Origin of the sequence: Enterococcus sp. FR204 (assembly GCF_031143325.1) — a bacterium.
In the GTDB taxonomy this organism is placed as follows: Bacteria; Bacillota; Bacilli; order Lactobacillales; family Enterococcaceae; genus Enterococcus_B; species Enterococcus_B faecium.
In genome coordinates, this window is sequence record NZ_JAKZIW010000024.1 from 13,412 (window position 1) to 30,042 (window position 16,631).

At 37.1% G+C, this 16,631-nt stretch carries 17 protein-coding genes and 1 tRNA gene; 5 read left to right on the plus strand and 13 right to left on the minus strand.

The features are described from left to right. Positions 1-5: 5 nt before the first annotated feature. From RG571_RS07140 to RG571_RS07170, 7 genes are all read right to left on the minus strand, one after another. Entirely contained in the window at positions 6-440 is a 435-nt protein-coding gene (locus RG571_RS07140; protein WP_258430368.1) for a GNAT family N-acetyltransferase, read from the minus strand. A 109-nt stretch (positions 441-549) separates the two neighbouring features. After that, positions 550-1,338 (minus strand): sulfite exporter TauE/SafE family protein, encoded by a 789-nt coding sequence (locus tag RG571_RS07145; RefSeq protein ID WP_258430367.1) that lies wholly within the window; start codon positions 1,336-1,338, stop codon positions 550-552. Positions 1,339-1,531: 193 nt separating this feature from the next. After that, positions 1,532-1,837, minus strand: a complete 306-nt coding sequence (locus tag RG571_RS07150; protein WP_002290887.1) for a DUF1292 domain-containing protein — start codon at positions 1,835-1,837, stop codon at positions 1,532-1,534. A 24-nt stretch (positions 1,838-1,861) separates the two neighbouring features. After that, complete coding sequence (ruvX, locus tag RG571_RS07155; RefSeq protein ID WP_002296503.1) at positions 1,862-2,293, minus strand: Holliday junction resolvase RuvX; 432 nt, start codon at positions 2,291-2,293, stop codon at positions 1,862-1,864. Then, the gene (locus tag RG571_RS07160) at positions 2,290-2,556 is read right to left on the minus strand and encodes an IreB family regulatory phosphoprotein (protein WP_002290885.1); all 267 of its coding nucleotides are present in this window, start codon (positions 2,554-2,556) and stop codon (positions 2,290-2,292) included. The genes ruvX and RG571_RS07160 overlap by 4 nt, the downstream gene beginning before the upstream one ends. Positions 2,557-2,810: 254 nt before the next feature. Beyond that, complete coding sequence (locus RG571_RS07165; RefSeq protein WP_002300763.1) at positions 2,811-3,536, minus strand: DNA/RNA non-specific endonuclease; 726 nt, start codon at positions 3,534-3,536, stop codon at positions 2,811-2,813. 351 nt (positions 3,537-3,887) lie between these two features. After that, positions 3,888-3,958, minus strand: a tRNA-Gly gene (locus RG571_RS07170). Positions 3,959-4,074: 116 nt separating this feature from the next. On the opposite strand from RG571_RS07170, the gene RG571_RS07175 reads away from it, so the two are divergent. Both RG571_RS07175 and RG571_RS07180 read left to right on the plus strand, forming a co-directional pair. Then, complete coding sequence (locus tag RG571_RS07175) at positions 4,075-4,827, plus strand: threonine/serine exporter family protein (RefSeq protein ID WP_002289867.1); 753 nt, start codon at positions 4,075-4,077, stop codon at positions 4,825-4,827. A 15-nt stretch (positions 4,828-4,842) separates the two neighbouring features. After that, positions 4,843-5,322, plus strand: coding sequence for a threonine/serine exporter family protein (locus RG571_RS07180; RefSeq protein WP_002317916.1), 480 nt, complete (start codon positions 4,843-4,845; stop codon positions 5,320-5,322). 251 nt (positions 5,323-5,573) lie between these two features. Here RG571_RS07180 and RG571_RS07185 read toward each other — a convergent pair whose 3' ends face one another. From RG571_RS07185 to RG571_RS07205, 5 genes are all read right to left on the minus strand, one after another. Beyond that, entirely contained in the window at positions 5,574-7,154 is a 1,581-nt protein-coding gene (locus RG571_RS07185; protein ID WP_258430357.1) for an ABC transporter, read from the minus strand. Then, positions 7,147-7,890 (minus strand): ABC transporter ATP-binding protein, encoded by a 744-nt coding sequence (locus tag RG571_RS07190; protein WP_002287741.1) that lies wholly within the window; start codon positions 7,888-7,890, stop codon positions 7,147-7,149. The genes RG571_RS07185 and RG571_RS07190 overlap by 8 nt, the downstream gene beginning before the upstream one ends. A gap of 174 nt (positions 7,891-8,064) precedes the next feature. Then, the gene (locus RG571_RS07195) at positions 8,065-8,841 is read right to left on the minus strand and encodes a LytTR family DNA-binding domain-containing protein (protein ID WP_002287742.1); all 777 of its coding nucleotides are present in this window, start codon (positions 8,839-8,841) and stop codon (positions 8,065-8,067) included. 247 nt (positions 8,842-9,088) lie between these two features. Next, positions 9,089-9,925, minus strand: coding sequence for a TIGR03943 family putative permease subunit (locus RG571_RS07200; protein ID WP_258430356.1), 837 nt, complete (start codon positions 9,923-9,925; stop codon positions 9,089-9,091). Between the two features lie 10 nt (positions 9,926-9,935). Next, positions 9,936-10,865 (minus strand): permease, encoded by a 930-nt coding sequence (locus tag RG571_RS07205; RefSeq protein ID WP_002287744.1) that lies wholly within the window; start codon positions 10,863-10,865, stop codon positions 9,936-9,938. 192 nt (positions 10,866-11,057) lie between these two features. Between RG571_RS07205 and RG571_RS07210 the strand changes: the two genes are divergently transcribed. Next, entirely contained in the window at positions 11,058-11,411 is a 354-nt protein-coding gene (locus tag RG571_RS07210) for a thioredoxin family protein (RefSeq protein WP_002287745.1), read from the plus strand. 73 nt (positions 11,412-11,484) lie between these two features. Here the strand turns inward: RG571_RS07210 and RG571_RS07215 are convergent, their stop codons facing one another. After that, a complete protein-coding gene (locus RG571_RS07215; protein ID WP_002339028.1) occupies positions 11,485-12,141 on the minus strand; it encodes a redox-sensing transcriptional repressor Rex in 657 nt (218 codons plus the stop codon). 225 nt (positions 12,142-12,366) lie between these two features. Here RG571_RS07215 and RG571_RS07220 point away from each other — a divergent pair, with 225 nt between their 5' ends. Both RG571_RS07220 and RG571_RS07225 read left to right on the plus strand, forming a co-directional pair. Further along, positions 12,367-14,301 carry an ABC-F family ATP-binding cassette domain-containing protein gene (locus RG571_RS07220; RefSeq protein ID WP_308947572.1) on the plus strand — a complete coding sequence of 645 codons (1,935 nt, stop codon included), beginning with the start codon at positions 12,367-12,369 and terminating at the stop codon, positions 14,299-14,301. 193 nt (positions 14,302-14,494) lie between these two features. Then, positions 14,495-16,108 carry an FAD-dependent oxidoreductase gene (locus RG571_RS07225; protein ID WP_002339030.1) on the plus strand — a complete coding sequence of 538 codons (1,614 nt, stop codon included), beginning with the start codon at positions 14,495-14,497 and terminating at the stop codon, positions 16,106-16,108. Positions 16,109-16,631: the final 523 nt, after the last annotated feature.

Below are 16,631 nucleotides of genomic sequence, written 5' to 3' on the forward strand. Positions count from 1 at the left end.
AAGATTTACAGGATTTTCAAAAATCTTTTTTGCATTTTATCGGAATGATAACCGATGTGTTCATAAAATTGGTGTGCTTCTACTCTGTATTCTGCAGAATTAAGCCTTATTGCCGTTATTCCTCGTTTTTTCGCTTCTTCTTCTACGCCAGTCATCAAAGCCTTTCCGATTCCTCTTTTTTCAGCATATTTAGACACAGCAAGTGCCATAATATTGAACATTGGATCGCTAAAAATCGATTCATAGGACTCCGCTTGTACATAGCCAGCTGCTTTTTTAGAAGTAGGATCTTCATAAACCAAGAAAAAATTTTTCTCTGGCTCCTTCAGCAGTTTCTTCATTTGTCTCACCGTAACGGTTAATGGTATACCATACCCTAATTGATCCGCATTGATTTCACGTAGTGCTTCTGCATCTTCTAAACGCATTTCCCGTAACATCCAAATCACCAGCCAATTTCTGATTTTTTAAAATGAATTTTTTTATCATAGTATACTTTTTCCATTTAAAACAATATGTTTCAGTGATTTTGACTTGCGTTAGTCTAGATTATTTTAATGTTTGCAAGATGACAAAGGCATTGTAACAATTGATCAAAAGAACCATGATGACAATCGCTTGAAAAATAAAGGTCACTTTTTTTGGAGACAAAATCCTGCTAAATTTTGCTCCCCACAAACCTCCAATAACAGCAGCGGGGATAATATAAAACAACATAGATAAATCAAAGCGCATAAAGCCACTTGTTAAAGCAATCGTTACTAATTTAGCCAGTTGAGAAAAGAAAATCGTAGATAGAGAATACAGCGTTGCTTCTTTTATTGGCAAGGCAAACATCAGCATCAGCAATGAAACATTGATGGGTCCACCACCGATACCTAAAAAGCTAGCTAAAAAGCCCAAGATCACCCCACATATAAGATACCAAATCCATGACGTTAGATGAAATTTTGGCTGATGATGCTTGGTGTAGAAGAACGCAAAAACCAAGGTCAATACCGTCAAGAAAATTTGGATCAGCTGCACATGCTTTTCATTTTCAAACAACTTTAAAAAAACTTCGAATACAATGTTACCGGCTATTCCTCCAACTACAGCTCCACCAGATACCCAACCGACAATCTGCCAATTCAGCGATTTCCCACTTGATACTTGTCGCACTGTCGAAACAATAGACATCGTGAATACCGCAACCGTTGAGTAAAAAGAAATACCTGCAATAGAATGGGCACCGATAAGATCAAGAATCGGTTTGATCAACACGCCTCCGCCCATGCCGGAAATAGCGCCAACTGTATTTGCCAGAACGATCACCACAAAATAAATCAGACCAATCATATCATCTTGTATATCCTTTCTCTTATTTATATCTTTTAGCGATTTTTACTCTTTGCTTATATTATACAGTAAAAGAAACGAACGAGGCTTCGAAAGCTTTTCTACTTTTTAAGGAAATGTAGTGCTAAACAAAAAAACCGGGCTCTCCTTTTCAGAGAGTCCAGCTTTCTTGCACCATATCAATTCTTTTGTTCTATTCTTCTTCTTCCGCCATGAATGTATTGAATACTTCTTCGATCATATCCCATTCTGCGTCTGTTTCGATTTGTTCTAACTCGCCTTCTGTTCCATCTTCGTTTTCGATGTATGCATAAGCTTGTAATTCTACATCTTCATCTTCTGAAACACCAGCAGGATATAAAAGAACATAGTTACGTCCAAATTCTTCTTGTCCGTCAACTGTTAGTAGGATTTCATATAATGTTTCATTTCCTTGGTCATCCACCAATGTGATGTGTTCGTGTCCTTCATGGTCGTGGGAATGGTTATGTTCTGTCATAAGATTACCTCTTTTCTTTTATTATTAAAATAATTGCTTACCTGAGCCGTCTAAATAATTTTGTAAGATCATCACAGCTGCTAATTTATCGATGACTTTTTTTCGTTTGGCTCTTGAAGTATTTGCCTGCTCTACTAGCATACGTTCTGCCTGAACAGTGGTTAATCGTTCATCTTGATAATCAACTGGCAAGGAGAATAGTTCTTTGATCTTTTCTCCGTATGACATGGAAGCTTCTGCCCTTGGTCCGATGGAATTGTTCATATTTTTAGGTAATCCAACTACAAACCGGTCTACTTCATATTGTGCTACTAATTCCTTCAACCGATCAAAGCCAAACTCTTCTTCTGCTTCATTGATCCGAATGATCTCTACTCCTTGAGCTGTCCAGCCAAAGGGGTCACTGATAGCAACACCTACTGTCTTAGAACCGACATCCAAGCCCATTACTCTCATAAATTCACTCCATGATTTGAGAGGTAGTCCTTGACAATTACTTCCATGATCTCATCGCGTTCGTGACGGCGAATCAAATTTCGAGCATCACGATAACGAGGAATGTAGGCCGGGTCTCCAGAAAGCAAGTAGCCGACAATCTGATTGATTGGATTGTAGCCTTTTTCTTCCAAAGCCCGATAAACAATCGCTAATGTTTCGCTCACTTCTTTTTTGCGACTATCGTCAAAACCAAAACGTACGGTTTCATCTGTAAAACCCATGATTCTACACCTCTTTCCCGCAAGGTAATTCCAGCTTACCTTCTACAACCTTATTTTACTCGAAGAAAGGGAAAACTACAAACAAATATTCCAAACTTCCGAATAAATTAAGAAACACTATTTGTATGTTTTTTTCCTTTTTTCTGTAGCTTTATCAAAAGTACTCTTTTCATAAAGTATACGCTATATTTCTTTGAATGTATGTTTTTACACAATTTTTTCATAATATTCATAAAAAATTCGAATAGCTGCTACTAATTTTTTGTTTTTGTTGCTTGTCCTGTCTCATAATTGATCGTGTAGCCATCTTGAACATTGTAGATAAAGACATTAAATTCAATTTTTTTGTCTTCAATGCTTTCTGCTTCCAATTGCACTCCCCTGGCTACCAGTTCATCCCCCTCAAAATGAGGAGTGACACGGTAGCGTACATGATGATTTGTTTCTTTGATATATGCCGCAATATCATTTTCGTGAGCAAGCATGTATGGAGCATTCAACGAACGTGTCCCTGTCATCAAGTTTTTAATGTTGTTATTTTGACCAGTCAGCTGGAAGCCAATTAAATGGCTGCGATTATATAACCATTGCCCGTCACTTAATTTCTTTTGTTTCCAACCTGTCGGGTCAATATACAAAGGCTCTCTCTTTTCAGTAGGGAACAAATCTTTTCCAAGCATAGCATTGGCTTGTCCTACTCTGTTCAATTTATCAATATTTGAATAGCTTTCCCATGTTCCTTTGGAAAGGCTAAGATCCTCTTTTGTAAATTCCGGCTGATTCCCATTGATTTCTATTTCTTGATGTTTTCCATCATATTCTGGCACATCCGCTACTTGAGAAGCTTGTGGTGTGGAATCAAAAATAGTTGTAATCTGCTGAAAAATATCTGAATCTTTTTGTGTGGTGGAAACACCGAATGCCCCTGCAATCACAGCAGCGACGATCCCCACGATCGCCTTGGTTGTTTTTTTGCTCATTTCTTTACTCCTTTACTAACAGCTCCCTAAATCTTAACATATGTTCCCCTATAAATAAATACTGGAAAGAAATAGAAACAGCAAAAAAATAAAACCAATTTTAAGATGGTTTAAAAATACAAAAAAGAGACGGATTCCTCGTCTCTAATCAGTCACAACTCTATCTGTAAGGTATTTATTATTATTCAAAAATTTTCTTCATACTCAAGACAATACACTGATTTCAAAACCGCTTGGTAAACGGTGCGCAAAAGCTTGCATCTGCGGTAATAAGTCCATCCAAGTAAAAATTGTTTTTGCTTGGCTGTTCTTATTACTTGTTGCAGAGCAGCTTTTTCACAACCTATTTTAAGCGGGTGACGGGAATCGAACCCGCGACATCAGCTTGGGAAGCTGGGATTTTACCACTAAACTACACCCGCAATACAAAAACAGTATACGCCTCTTTTATTCCTTCCTCAAGTTTTTTTATTCTTTACGCTTCTGGTATGTTTTGTAGTAAAATAAAACTAATCAATCAATTATTGGAGAAGATGCTATGACGGGAAAAGAATTAGATCTGTTGCTGGACACTTGTTTACTCGCTGGGAAAATCATGATGGAAAGCAATGCGGAGATGTATCGGGTAGAAGATACGATGAGTCGAATTGCTTTAGCTTCTGGAAATTTCCGTTTGGTCAGCTATGTCACTCAAACCGGTCTCTTTATTGGTCTTGATCGTACCTCGACTATCCGAATGGAACAAATTACCAACCGTTCGATTAATTTAGAAAAAGTAGTAAAAGTAAATGATCTTTCACGTAAATATGTTGCTTCAGAGCTAACATTAGAAGAACTTTACTGCGAACTGCAAGCAATCGACCGAGACCGTTCTTTCTTTCCTGTCTGGTTGCAAATCGTTAGCGCGGCAGTGATCAGTGGAACGATTATGGTGTTATTTGGCGGAAAGATGACCGATTTACCTGTGACTTTAGTCATTGGAGGATTGGGATACGCAGCTTATCTATATAGTTTGAAATTTTTTAGAATCAAATTTTTATCGGAATTTTTATCTTCTTTATTGATTGGCATAGCCGCTATCTACAGCGTACGTTTTGGCTTAGGAAGCAATCAGGATCTAATCATTATCGGATGTGTGATGCCTTTAGTTCCTGGGGTTCAAATTACGAACGCTATCCGTGATTTGCTAGCTGGCCATTATGTCTCAGGAGTTTCTCGCGGAACAGAAGCGATGATGACTGCTACGATGATCGGTTTTGCGATTGCTTTTATTTTCCAGCTTTTTTATTAGGAAAGGAATACAAGTATGGGGACGATATTTATTCAGTTTTCTTTTAGTTTTTTAGCGACTGCGGCATTTGCCGTTATTACAAATGTACCTAGGCGTTCATTGATTTGTTGTGGTCTTTCTGGTGCTTTTGGCTGGATGATCTACTGGATCTGTGTTCAAATAGGCGGATCCGCTGCTTTTGGTTCATTGCTTGGTTCTTTAGGAGTAGCATTCATCAGCGATCTTTTCTCTAAACGTTTGAAAATGCCCGTAACGATTTTCAATATTCCCGGGATGGTTCCTCTAGTCCCTGGTGGTTTAGCTTATCAAGCGGTTCGAAATCTCGTTACTGAATCCTATCGAGAAGCGGCTCATTATGCGGTCCAAGCAATTATGATTGCTGGAGCAATCGCTTTAGGTCTTGTATTATCAGAAGTCTTTAACCATAACATCCGTAATTTCAAAGTAAAGCGTGATGCCATCATGTTGAAACGAAAAAAACGGCTTTTTAAATAAACGAAGTGTAACAAAGAAAAAGTTGTGAAAGAGACGTTCAGCCTTGAGCGATGACAAAATCTCTCACAAACATTGCAACAAGTAACCGCAGGAGCAATAAGAAGTAATTTTGAGTATTAAAAAAAGTTTTGTAAAAATAGCTTCTCACACTTTTACATAAAATTGACTTAATACTGAGAAACTGACTTTTGAACACCCTCTATCTGTAAAAAAGGGGCTGCGACATTGATTTTTGTCACGGCCCCTCTTCTTTATTCAAATTTTTTCCAAAACGTTCGTTGATAATAAACGATCCATAGAGCGGAAAGTATTAGAACTAAACCGATCACAGGAATATTCACTAACCAAAATGGATAAAACAAAGCCAACATTCCGTATAAGACGATAAGAATAATACTGATGATCAATGAACCCATCATAGTTGCGACTAAACCCAAACTTCCTGAACCTCTGTTAAATAATTGGTTAATATTGGTCCAGTTCAGTAGCAGCAACCGATAATCTCTAGCGAAATAACGTAGTGACAATAAGTAGCAGCCGAATAAAGAACCAAATAGCAAGCTAGGGATAAAAAACAAAGGCAGCCGAAAAGACAGTCCGCTTAATAATGCGATCCCACCAGTTAAAAAACTCTGCAATATCCATCCGAATCTGAACTTTTCTTTTAAATATTGGTTCATAGAGATTGGCAAAGAACGGATAAACAGAAAATTTTCTTGATCCAAAGAAATAAGATTACTGATAAAAGAAGTCTGATTAACTGTTAAGAAAGCCAATGCGATCCCTACCAGGAAAACAACACCGATTAACTTATTATCTAAATCAGTTAATTTTATTTCGCCTCCTAGGGCAAAAGCAAGAATAAAAATGATTGGAGTTAACAAGGAAGAAGAAAGAACTTGCATAATCAAATTAGGTTCTTTTACTAATTGAGCATTGTAACTAAATAAAAGCTGATGCACATTTTGGTTCTTTTTATGGGTTCTTTTTATTTTGAACTCACTGTTTGAATCAGTCAGTTGCTCTGTAAGCTTTGGTACTATCAGCTGTTTTACAGCAAGGAAAAATCCCAGAGCCGTGATAGCTAGTATTCCCCAACCCAATAAACCTTGTTGAGAAAGTGGCTGACTGGCAGCATCATAGAATGGCAATAATATCGAAATCGGATGCCGATCTGTTAACTCATTTTCAATAGTCCCCGTTTGATGATTCATCCACATGATTCCAGCAAATGCGATCAGCATCGAGCTTCCAAGCAAGATACTAGACACTGTTTTTCTATGTTTTTTAAACACTGCTGTTCGAGCCAAACCAAAAACAATTAAACTAGCCAGACAAAAAAGAATAATCAAAAATAGAGAAAACAAAAGGATCGAGATAATGATAGTAAGAAAAATCACTAGATCAGCTCGCCATCCGGTTAAAATAAACATGACTAGAAGCGGAAAAACAAAAGGAATGATGGTCAAAGCAACTACCAAAATCTTTGCTGAAAAAACCTGTCCTTGTCCAAAAGGCAGAGGCAAAAATACTTGCAGGTCATTTCCTTCAAAAAAGATATTATAAATGACTGATATACTTTGAGTTAAACCTAACATACCAAAAAGTGCCACGTAATAAGTAAAGAAACCTGGCAATTTAACAAAGTTCATAGCAAACATAGCAAATCCGTAAATCAGTAAAAAAATCAGCCCTGAAAAAAGATTTTGAGACAAAAGATAGATAGTTAATCGCTTTCCCTTTTTTCCTTTCTCTCTTGCTTTATTCGTGAGCTGTGGATTAACATATAAAAGATTAACTCGAATTAATTCTAATAATTGTCGCTTATACATACGGTCCATCTCCTGTCGCTTGCCTTCCAGCCATTTTCAAATAAATCTTTTCTAGCGTTTCATCAGGTGAGCCATTCAATAATTCACTAACTGCCCCCTGATAAATCAATTCACCTTTCTTCAAAATAGCCAGTTTATCGCATAACTGTTGTGCGGTATCCAATACATGTGTAGAAAAAATGACTGTTTTTCCTTTTGCGGCATGAGCCTTCATCATTTCTTTCAAATCAAATGCTGCTTGAGGATCAAGTCCTTGCAAAGGTTCATCCAATACCCAAATATCTGGATCTGGCAGCAACGTGCCGATCAAAATCGTTTTTTGACGCATCCCATGTGAAAAACTTGCGATTGTTTCATTTTGATGACTATACATATCAAAAAGCGCTGTCAATTCTGCTAAACGCTTTTCTTTTTTTTGTGTGTCTAATTCATAGGCAGCTGAAATCAAGTCCCAATATTCTCCAGCCGTCAATTGTAAAAAAATATCTGGGGAATCAGGCACATAACCGATTTTTTGTTTGATACTCAAGCGATTTTCCGTCAATTTCATTCCATCTACTAAAATCGTTCCCGATGATGGTTCAATAATACTAACTAAACTTTTAATCGTAGTTGATTTTCCGGCACCATTATGTCCTAAAAATCCAAAAATTTCCCCTTGTCTTATCGAGAGAGACAAGTCTTTTAATGCTTGTTTTTTCCCGTAACTTTTACTTACATTGATGAATTCAATCATTTCTGTACTCCTTTTGTTTGTTATTACTTTTTATTGTACCCTTCGTTATTGGTGGAGTAAATGTCAAAAAGAGTGCATAACAAAAAAGGATAGAAACGACTAGGCTGCTACTTGGGTTGTCTCTTCTACAGGAAAACACTCTTCTAACAGGTAAGATATGAGTCTTTGTTTTCTTTAAAATGATTCATTTTCTATCTTTTCTTGCATAAAATTCTTTAGTTTATCAATACTTCTCTTTCCCATCTCTAGTTGTTCTCCATTTGCAAATGTTACTATTTCGTTTACTCTGCTAATAGATGTAATGTTTTCAGTATTAATGATATAAGCTTTTAAATCTTTACATAAATACTCATATTCGAGTGATTTTTTATATTTTTTAATTGTGCCGTTTACGAGAATCTCTTCATCTTTCAATACTAGGCCTATTTTATTTTTATAACCTGGCATGCTCATTAGATAAAGGATTTCATCGTAATGGATATAGTGATCGCTATTACCATAACGGACAGTTGTCCACCTTTTTTTCGTAGCATGTTGAACAGGATAGTTTTCTTTTTCTTTCAATAAGTAACTTTGGATGCTTTTTTTATTTTTTTCATAAGTGAATTCTTTTATCAAATAACCACTAGGCGTAATCTTTCGATTAATAACAGTTATTGCTTTATTCGGATGAGATGTTAGATAAACAATTTTACACTTTTCATTCTTTTCTCTAAGCATTTCGCCTAGTTCGATACCGCTATAATAGGCGTTCAAATCGATGTCTAGGAAAAAAATATCTGAGGAATAGATTTCATTATTTTTAATGAATTCAACAAATTGTATAACGTTCAATCCCTGAACGATCTCAAATTTCCAAGGACTTAATAAAATTCTGGATTCTTCCAAAATTTCTACTAGCATTTTTTCAAAAACCAAACTATCATCCAAAATAAATATACGCGTTACCATAAAAAGTACCTCCACTCGATATTTTACTATCAAAATCATTTCATACAACTTTTCAACATACATGTTAGGAATAAATTGTAATTCTCTTCACAATCTTTTCCAACACCTTTGAAACCGATATCAAATACTTTCAGGATGCTGCTTCTAAAATAAATATCAAACAAATGAATACATCATGCAAAAAAAGCCAGACAACCGACGTCCTTGCGTGTCAGCTGTCTGAGCTATGTTTATTTATTTTGTTCTTTTAAAAAGAACGATACACATACTGATTTTTCGGAGCAGAGACTTTCTCAGCGTTTGTAACAACTACAGATGGGATTTCACGCTTGAATGGTTGATAATAGTCTGATTGGATGGTTCCTTCTATTTTATACCATTCATCATTTTTAACCGTTACTCCTTCCGGCATATGTGTCAACAAACCAAAGACTCCTGAATCTGCCACACAATGGATAATGCCGAATCGGAACAAGAAAATATCTGTATTGCTATCGTTCGGTGTTTGGTAAACAAATCCTTCATAGCTGATTTTTTTGCCAATGAATTCGCTAGGGTAATTATAAATTAGCTCCATAACTTCTAAATAGTTTTCATCTGTGATCTTGATAGTTTGCTTATACCCATACTTTTCTTTCAACTCATTCATTTGGTCTAAGTAGTCTGATTTGTTGAAATAAATACTGGTATCCGGCTTTAAGTATTGTGTCTGCATCTCCGGATCCCCTACTGATTCTTTACTTACTGGGAAATTAAATCCTTTGGCTTCTACGATCGTAGTGTCGAGACCAACTGTTGGAAACAACGTCCCCACGATTACTGGCAAAGCTAGCAGTACATAAGCGATTCCACGTTGATAAGGTTTTGACAACCCATGGTCATGATCATGCTCGTGTGCCTTTTCCTCTGCTTTTCCGTTTTTGACCCACAAATACAGCTGAACTAAAGCCAAAAGAGCAGATAAAATCATTGAAAGAATAGCTAAGTAGCGATAATGGACATTGATATATTGATCGAGTTTGCCAGAAACTTGCAAGTACATCATCAATTCGAAATACCCAGATAAAATCAAAAACCGCAGCATATTTTTCCTCCTAAATAAATAATGTGAATCCAATAACGCTAAGGGCAATCAGTCCGATCAGCGATAAAATAAAGCGTCCTGTAAAATATCGTTTCATCATCAGTAGATTTTTGATATCGACCATTGGGCCAAAGACCAAAAAGGCAGCTACAGGTGCTGTGCCGAACAGACTTAACAAAGAAGATCCTATAAACGCATCTGCTTCTGAGCAAAGAGACATCGTAAAGGCCAATAACAGCATGATGATAATGGCTAAAATCTTTGTTGAGCCGAGCGTTAGCATAATTCTAGTTGGTAAATAAGTCTGCATCGCAGCTGCGATTAATCCGCCAATAATCAAATAACGACCTGTATCAAAAAATTCGTCGATTGAATGTGTCAACACATGCCCAGTTTGATGGATCAGCTGATTTTTTGGTTCATTCTTCTCACTTTGTTCTTCTTCATGGACATGATGATGGTGATTTTCTGCTACTTTAGACGTGATTTTTTCTTTCAATACAGCGTCTTTTTGAAAATAGGCAAGCCAGACACCAATCACAAGGGCAACAAAAAAGCTGCCTATCACCCGCCAGCTTGCCATCTGCCAAGAATTGCCAAATGCGATAAAAGTGGAAAAAATCACGATTGGATTGATGATCGGAGCAGTCAGCATAAAAGCAAACGCTGTGTGAACTGGTACGCCTTTTTTAACAAATTGATGAACGATCGGTACGATGCCGCATTCACATGAAGGAAAGAAAAATCCTAAGATCGAACCAGTAAAAATAGAGAAGATACGATTTTCAGGAAGCCATCTCTTCACACGTTCTGGGGTCAAAAATACTTGTAAGGCGCCTGAGATAAGACAGCCTAATAATACGAAAGGTAATGCTTCAATAACGATCGATAAGAAAATCGTACTCATCTGCAAAACCGAATTTGGAATAAAAGAAAACATGAGTTTCCTCCTTTTTATTTCTAGTTCATTCGCTTTGCAAATATACGCTTTTATTCAAAAAAAAACAAGTTGCTCTGTAAATTTTTACACAACTCTTATTTTTTACCAAAGCACTTCAATTGACTTTTTCTGTTATTCCCATTAAATTAAGGTCTCATACATATCACTTCTATCATAAAAGGGAGAATAAAAATGAAACAAACCACTAACTTGACTGAAGTTCAAGACATACTGCAACAGTCATCCGTTGCCGTCATTTATCTTTCGATGCCTAATTGCAGTGTTTGTCACGCTGTTCGTCCACGACTAGAGGAACTTCTCACACATTATGATATTCCGGCACTTCATTTGGATGCATTTGAAACACCAGAAGTAGCTAGTAAATTTGAAGTGCTGACTGCGCCAGTTGTCCTGATTTTTCATCAAGGAAAAGAAGTCTTTCGGCAAGCACGGTTCATCGACTTTAAAAAAATCCGTTATCTACTAGATGAACTGACAGCAGAAGATGATTCCCTTTCTTATGAAGAAATCTTCCGAACAAAATAATCGTTGTCCAAACAGAAAAAAGCGATTGAACAAGTGAAAGTTTTGCCTTCATTTGTTCAATCGCTTTTTATTTTTATTCTGCTGTATTTTCGGAATGCACATTTGCGTCAGAATGCAAGAAATAGATCAAGGTTTGCAATTCATTCGTCAAATCAACATTTTGGATCAATACATCTGACGGAGCATTCAATCGAGCAGCGGTAAAGTTCAAGATTCCTTTGATTCCTGCTTCCGTTAACTGATTGACTACTTCTTGTGCTCTTTCAGCGGGTATCGTTAAAATTGCTACTTCGATTTGTTGGATCTTGATTTGTTCTGACATATCTTCCATTGGATAAACGGGGATACCGTCTACGATGCGTCCAACGATTTCCTCATTCACATCAAAAGCACAACTGATACGTATGCTATTACTTTGATGGAATTTGTATTTTAGTAAAGCACTTCCCAAGTTCCCTACACCGATCAGCGCAACATTTGTCAATTGATCGTCGTTTAATGTCTTTGCAAAAAAGTGCATAAGATCTTCTACATCATAACCATACCCACGTTTTCCTAATTCGCCAAAATAAGAAAAATCTCGACGGATCGTTGCACTATCTACTTGAACGGCTTCACTTAATTCAGTTGAAGACACTTTTTTCTTTCCAGCATTATTTAAAATCCTTAAATGGCGATAATACAAAGGCAGTCTTTTAGCTGTCGCCTTTGGAATAATATGATCTTTCACGAAATGACCTCCACGTATTGTCTAATTACATCTTTGATTTCTCCATCATAGCAGTATTTATAGGAAAAAATCAATTCCATTGCTCAGATATTGTGAAATTTTATTCTTTATTCATTTATTTATCATTTCTGCAAATCTCGCAGTATAATGGAATTTATGGTAGACTACTAATTGAAAAATAGTTTTTTATTTGAGGAGAATTCACAAAGTAGAAAAGAGGATTCCATGATATTATTACAAGCCAATCAGATTGCTCGCCATTTTGGTGCAGAAGTCTTATTTGAAAACATACATTTAGAAATCAGTACAGGCGCTCGTGTCGCTTTAGTTGGCAGAAATGGCGCTGGAAAATCGACTTTATTAAAGATCATTGCTGGAATTGAAGCACCTGATGAAGGAAAGATCGCTAAAAATAAAACAGCGACTCTCGGATACCTCGCTCAGGACACAGGACTTGATTCCAATGAAACAGTTTGGAACGAGATGCTGAAAGCTTTTGAACAAGTTAGACAAATGGAAGAGCGGATGCGCGAGCTAGAGATTTTCATTAGCGAAGGTACGCCAGACACACCTGCTTATAGTTCTTATTTAAAAGAATACGACCGGCTGCAACACGATTTTTCAGATCGAAACGGCTATGGTTATGAAAATGAAATTCGTTCCGTATTGCATGGGTTTAAATTCGATTCTTCATTTTATGATCAGAAAATCGATACTTTATCAGGCGGACAGCGCACACGTTTAGCTTTAGCTCGCATGCTTTTGCAACACCCTGACATTTTGATTCTAGATGAACCAACGAACCATTTAGATATCGAGACACTTTCATGGCTTGAGAATTATCTGCAAAGCTATACTGGTGCATTATTGATTGTTTCCCATGACCGTTATTTTTTAGATAAAGTAGTCAATGAAGTCTATGAATTAAGCAGAAGAAAAATGCGCCATTACAAAGGTAACTATTCGAAATATCTAGATTTGAAAGCAGAACAGCTAGCAAGTGAATGGAAGGCTTATGAAAAGCAGCAAACAGAAATCCATAAATTAGAAGACTTCGTTGCTCGGAACCTTGTTCGCGCCTCTACCACAAAACGAGCGCAAAGCCGCAGAAAGACATTAGAAAAAATGGACCGGCTGGATCGTCCTCAAGGGGATGAAAAACAAGCAAACTTTCTATTCAGTATAGAAAAGCCTTCTGGAAATGTAGTCTTGCAAATCGAAGATGCCGCTATCGGATATGATAATGTCACCTTATCTGAACCAATCAATCTAGATATCCGTCGTCAAGAAGCGATTGCTCTAGTAGGTCCGAATGGTATCGGGAAATCGACGTTGCTGAAATCAATCATTCACCAGATCCCTTTTATCCGTGGAAAAGAAACGCTAGGGACAAATGTCACCATCGGCTATTACGATCAAGGTCAAGCTGATCTGCATACAAACAAGACGATCCTAGCAGAATTGTGGGATGAGCATCCTACCACTCCAGAAAAAGAGATTCGAAGTGCTTTAGGTGCTTTCTTATTTTCTGGCGAAGATGTAGAAAAACCAATCCCTCTGCTAAGTGGCGGTGAAAAAGCACGGGTTGCTTTAGCCAAGTTAGCGATGAACAAAGAAAATTTTTTGATTTTGGATGAGCCAACAAACCATTTAGATATTGACAACAAAGAAGTATTAGAAAATGCATTGATCGATTATGACGGCACACTGCTTTTTGTTTCCCATGACCGATATTTCATCAATCGGATCGCGACAAAAGTCGTCGAACTCTCTGAAAATGGCAGCAAAGTCTATCTAGGAGACTATGATTATTATTTAGAGAAAAAGCAGGAAGAAGAAGAAATCGCCGAATTGTTGGCACAAGATGAGCCAGAATCTGCTCCTGCTCCCACGAACAAATCTGACTATTACCAAAGCAAAGAACAGCAAAAGCTTATCCGTAGCCTTCAACGAAAAATTACTCAGGTTGAAGAAGAAATGGCGCGGATCGATGAATGGATCAATCAGTTGGAACAAGAAATGGTCGCGCCAGAAAACCTGGAAGATCACGTAAAACTCAATGAGCTGAACCAAGATTTAGAAGCTGCTAGACAAGATCAAGAAACAAAATTGACGGAATGGGAAGAACTAAGCTTGGAATTAGAAGAATACGAGAATTAAAAGCCAATGGAAAGAGGTTGTGACAGCACTGTTGTCATAGCCTCTTTCTTTTTTATGCAGAAACATAGCGAAACCTTTCTCTTTTTCTTACTATTTTTCTCTACTGACAAAATAAACAATAATTTTCCGGCACAATTATTTGCTGTTTTTTACCATAACATAGTACGATCAACGTAGAAAAGGAGATGTTTTTATGAAAGTTGTTGTCATTGGCGGTGTAGCTGGCGGTCCTTCATTTGCCACTCGTTTCCGTCGATTGAATGAAGCGCACGAAATCATTATCTATGAACGCGGAGAAAATATTTCTTATGCAAGTTGTGCTTTGCCTTATTATTTAGGAGGTGTGATCACTGACCGTGACTCGCTGATCGAACGTACACCAGAAATATTGAAAACAAAAAACAACATCGATGTCTTTACTAAACACGAAGTAACAGCAATCGATCCTTCTACTAAGCGATTAACAGTTAAAGACCTATCCACAAATGAAGAAACAAAAACAGATTACGATAAGTTGATCATCTCTTCTGGTGCTAGACCAGATTATCCGGATATTCCCGGAGTTTTTGAAGCAGAAAACGGCTTTGTCCTCCGTAGTGTGACGGATGCGGATCGAATCAAATCGTTCCTTGAAGAAAAAAATCCACAACATGTCGTCATTCTTGGTGCAGGTGTCATGGGTCTGGAATTAGCTGAGAATTTCAAGCATCGCGGCTTAGACGTGACTTTAATCGATCAATTGCCACAAGTCGCTTTCCCTTATGATCCAGAAATTGCTGATTTAGTTTATGACAAATTGCTGAAAGAAGGATTAGCCGTTCATTTAGAAACAAGAGTTACTGAGATCCGTGATAAAGGTCGAGAAATAGTATTATCAGATGGCTCCGTCCTTTCTGCTGATATGCTAATCTTTGCTGTTGGTGTTTCTCCGAATAATGAAGTGGTGAAAGCAGCCGGCATACAATTATCAGATACAGGTCAGATCATTGTTGATGACCAGTTACAAACCAATCTGCCGGACATCTATGCGATTGGCGATATTATCGAAACGACTAGTGTAGTGACTGGTCAGCCGATCCAAAGTATGCTTTCCAGTGCGGCCAATCGTCAAGGACACATGTTGGCAGATATTTTAAATGGTACGCCTATGCGCTATCGCGGATATATTGGTGCAGGTGTCGCAAAAATCTTTGATCATACAGCAAGTTATGCGGGAATGACAGAACATGCATTAAAAGCATCAGGCATAACAAATTATAAAACTGTTTTTATCACTCCTTTTGACCATGCCTATTTCTATCCAGAAGCTACAAGATTAAATCTAAAGCTGATTTTTGATGCAGATAGCGGTCGTATTTTAGGTGGACAAGCATTTGGAGAAAAAGGTGTCGATAAACGGATGGGAGAACTTTCTGTAGCGATCACCGGAAACTTGACAGTCTTTGATTTGCCCGATTTGGAGTTGCCTTACTCTCCACCGTATTCTACTACCCGTGATCCGTTGAATATAGCTGGTTATGTCGCAATCAATCAAATGACGAATATCGTAGAAACGATCAAAGCAAGTGATATACCCGAAAACGATTTGAAAGAAGCGTTCTTTTTAGATATACGTGAACCTAATAAAGCACCTTCTGGCAATATCTCGGCAACAAAAAATATTCCAATGAATGAGTTACGAGATCGAATCAATGAAATCCCAAAAGATAAAAAAGTTTACATTACTTTCAGAAGAGGATTGAATACTTATACTTCTGCCCGAATCTTGGCAGGTTTGGGTATCAAAGCGATTTTGATTGAAGAATAAAAAAACGACCGCGGTGGGTAGCCGCGGTCTAGGAGTTATTTTTACTTGAGGAGTAAAAATGAAAAAGTATATAGGGTTGTTGGTTGGTATGTATATAGAATAGAAGATAAATGTGAAGAAATTGTGCATTATTTCTTCACATTTATTAGGTTATAGTTTAAGAAAGTTTAAACATTGCGCAATTTAATTATTTTAGCTGTTTCTTTTCATAAAAAAACATGTTGTGACTCTGAGACAAATCATAGTCCATAGTGATGTCTCTAGAGTAACTACGCCTAATATTACGAGGCATAATATTAATTCATCAGCACTAGTACCTAAACTAGCATCCCTTTCGAATATTTTTTCTTATATAATAAAGTTTGCTTTCACTCCTCTAATCTCACCAAATCGACTGGCTTGCGTTGTGTGATACTAGGAACTGATTTGTTTAGAACGACTTTTCTATTGTAATCATATTTTTCGCCATCCTCGTTGTCTTCTAATCCTTCAATGAATGATCCCTAATGTGTGTATTAAATAA

What these genes read in the sequence shown, in the direction of transcription:
- RG571_RS07140 (WP_258430368.1), bottom strand. Translation starts at nt 440, where the DNA reads ATGTTACGGGAAATGCGTTTAGAAGATGCAGAAGCACTACGTGAAATC.
- RG571_RS07145 (WP_258430367.1), bottom strand. Translation starts at nt 1,338, where the DNA reads ATGATTGGTCTGATTTATTTTGTGGTGATCGTTCTGGCAAATACAGTT.
- RG571_RS07150 (WP_002290887.1), bottom strand. Translation starts at nt 1,837, where the DNA reads ATGACAGAACATAACCATTCCCACGACCATGAAGGACACGAACACATC.
- ruvX (WP_002296503.1), bottom strand. Translation starts at nt 2,293, where the DNA reads ATGAGAGTAATGGGCTTGGATGTCGGTTCTAAGACAGTAGGTGTTGCT.
- RG571_RS07160 (WP_002290885.1), bottom strand. Translation starts at nt 2,556, where the DNA reads ATGGGTTTTACAGATGAAACCGTACGTTTTGGTTTTGACGATAGTCGC.
- RG571_RS07165 (WP_002300763.1), bottom strand. Translation starts at nt 3,536, where the DNA reads ATGAGCAAAAAAACAACCAAGGCGATCGTGGGGATCGTCGCTGCTGTG.
- RG571_RS07175 (WP_002289867.1), top strand. Translation starts at nt 4,075, where the DNA reads ATGACGGGAAAAGAATTAGATCTGTTGCTGGACACTTGTTTACTCGCT.
- RG571_RS07180 (WP_002317916.1), top strand. Translation starts at nt 4,843, where the DNA reads ATGGGGACGATATTTATTCAGTTTTCTTTTAGTTTTTTAGCGACTGCG.
- RG571_RS07185 (WP_258430357.1), bottom strand. Translation starts at nt 7,154, where the DNA reads ATGTATAAGCGACAATTATTAGAATTAATTCGAGTTAATCTTTTATAT.
- RG571_RS07190 (WP_002287741.1), bottom strand. Translation starts at nt 7,890, where the DNA reads ATGATTGAATTCATCAATGTAAGTAAAAGTTACGGGAAAAAACAAGCA.
- RG571_RS07195 (WP_002287742.1), bottom strand. Translation starts at nt 8,841, where the DNA reads ATGGTAACGCGTATATTTATTTTGGATGATAGTTTGGTTTTTGAAAAA.
- RG571_RS07200 (WP_258430356.1), bottom strand. Translation starts at nt 9,925, where the DNA reads ATGCTGCGGTTTTTGATTTTATCTGGGTATTTCGAATTGATGATGTAC.
- RG571_RS07205 (WP_002287744.1), bottom strand. Translation starts at nt 10,865, where the DNA reads ATGTTTTCTTTTATTCCAAATTCGGTTTTGCAGATGAGTACGATTTTC.
- RG571_RS07210 (WP_002287745.1), top strand. Translation starts at nt 11,058, where the DNA reads ATGAAACAAACCACTAACTTGACTGAAGTTCAAGACATACTGCAACAG.
- RG571_RS07220 (WP_308947572.1), top strand. Translation starts at nt 12,367, where the DNA reads ATGATATTATTACAAGCCAATCAGATTGCTCGCCATTTTGGTGCAGAA.
- RG571_RS07225 (WP_002339030.1), top strand. Translation starts at nt 14,495, where the DNA reads ATGAAAGTTGTTGTCATTGGCGGTGTAGCTGGCGGTCCTTCATTTGCC.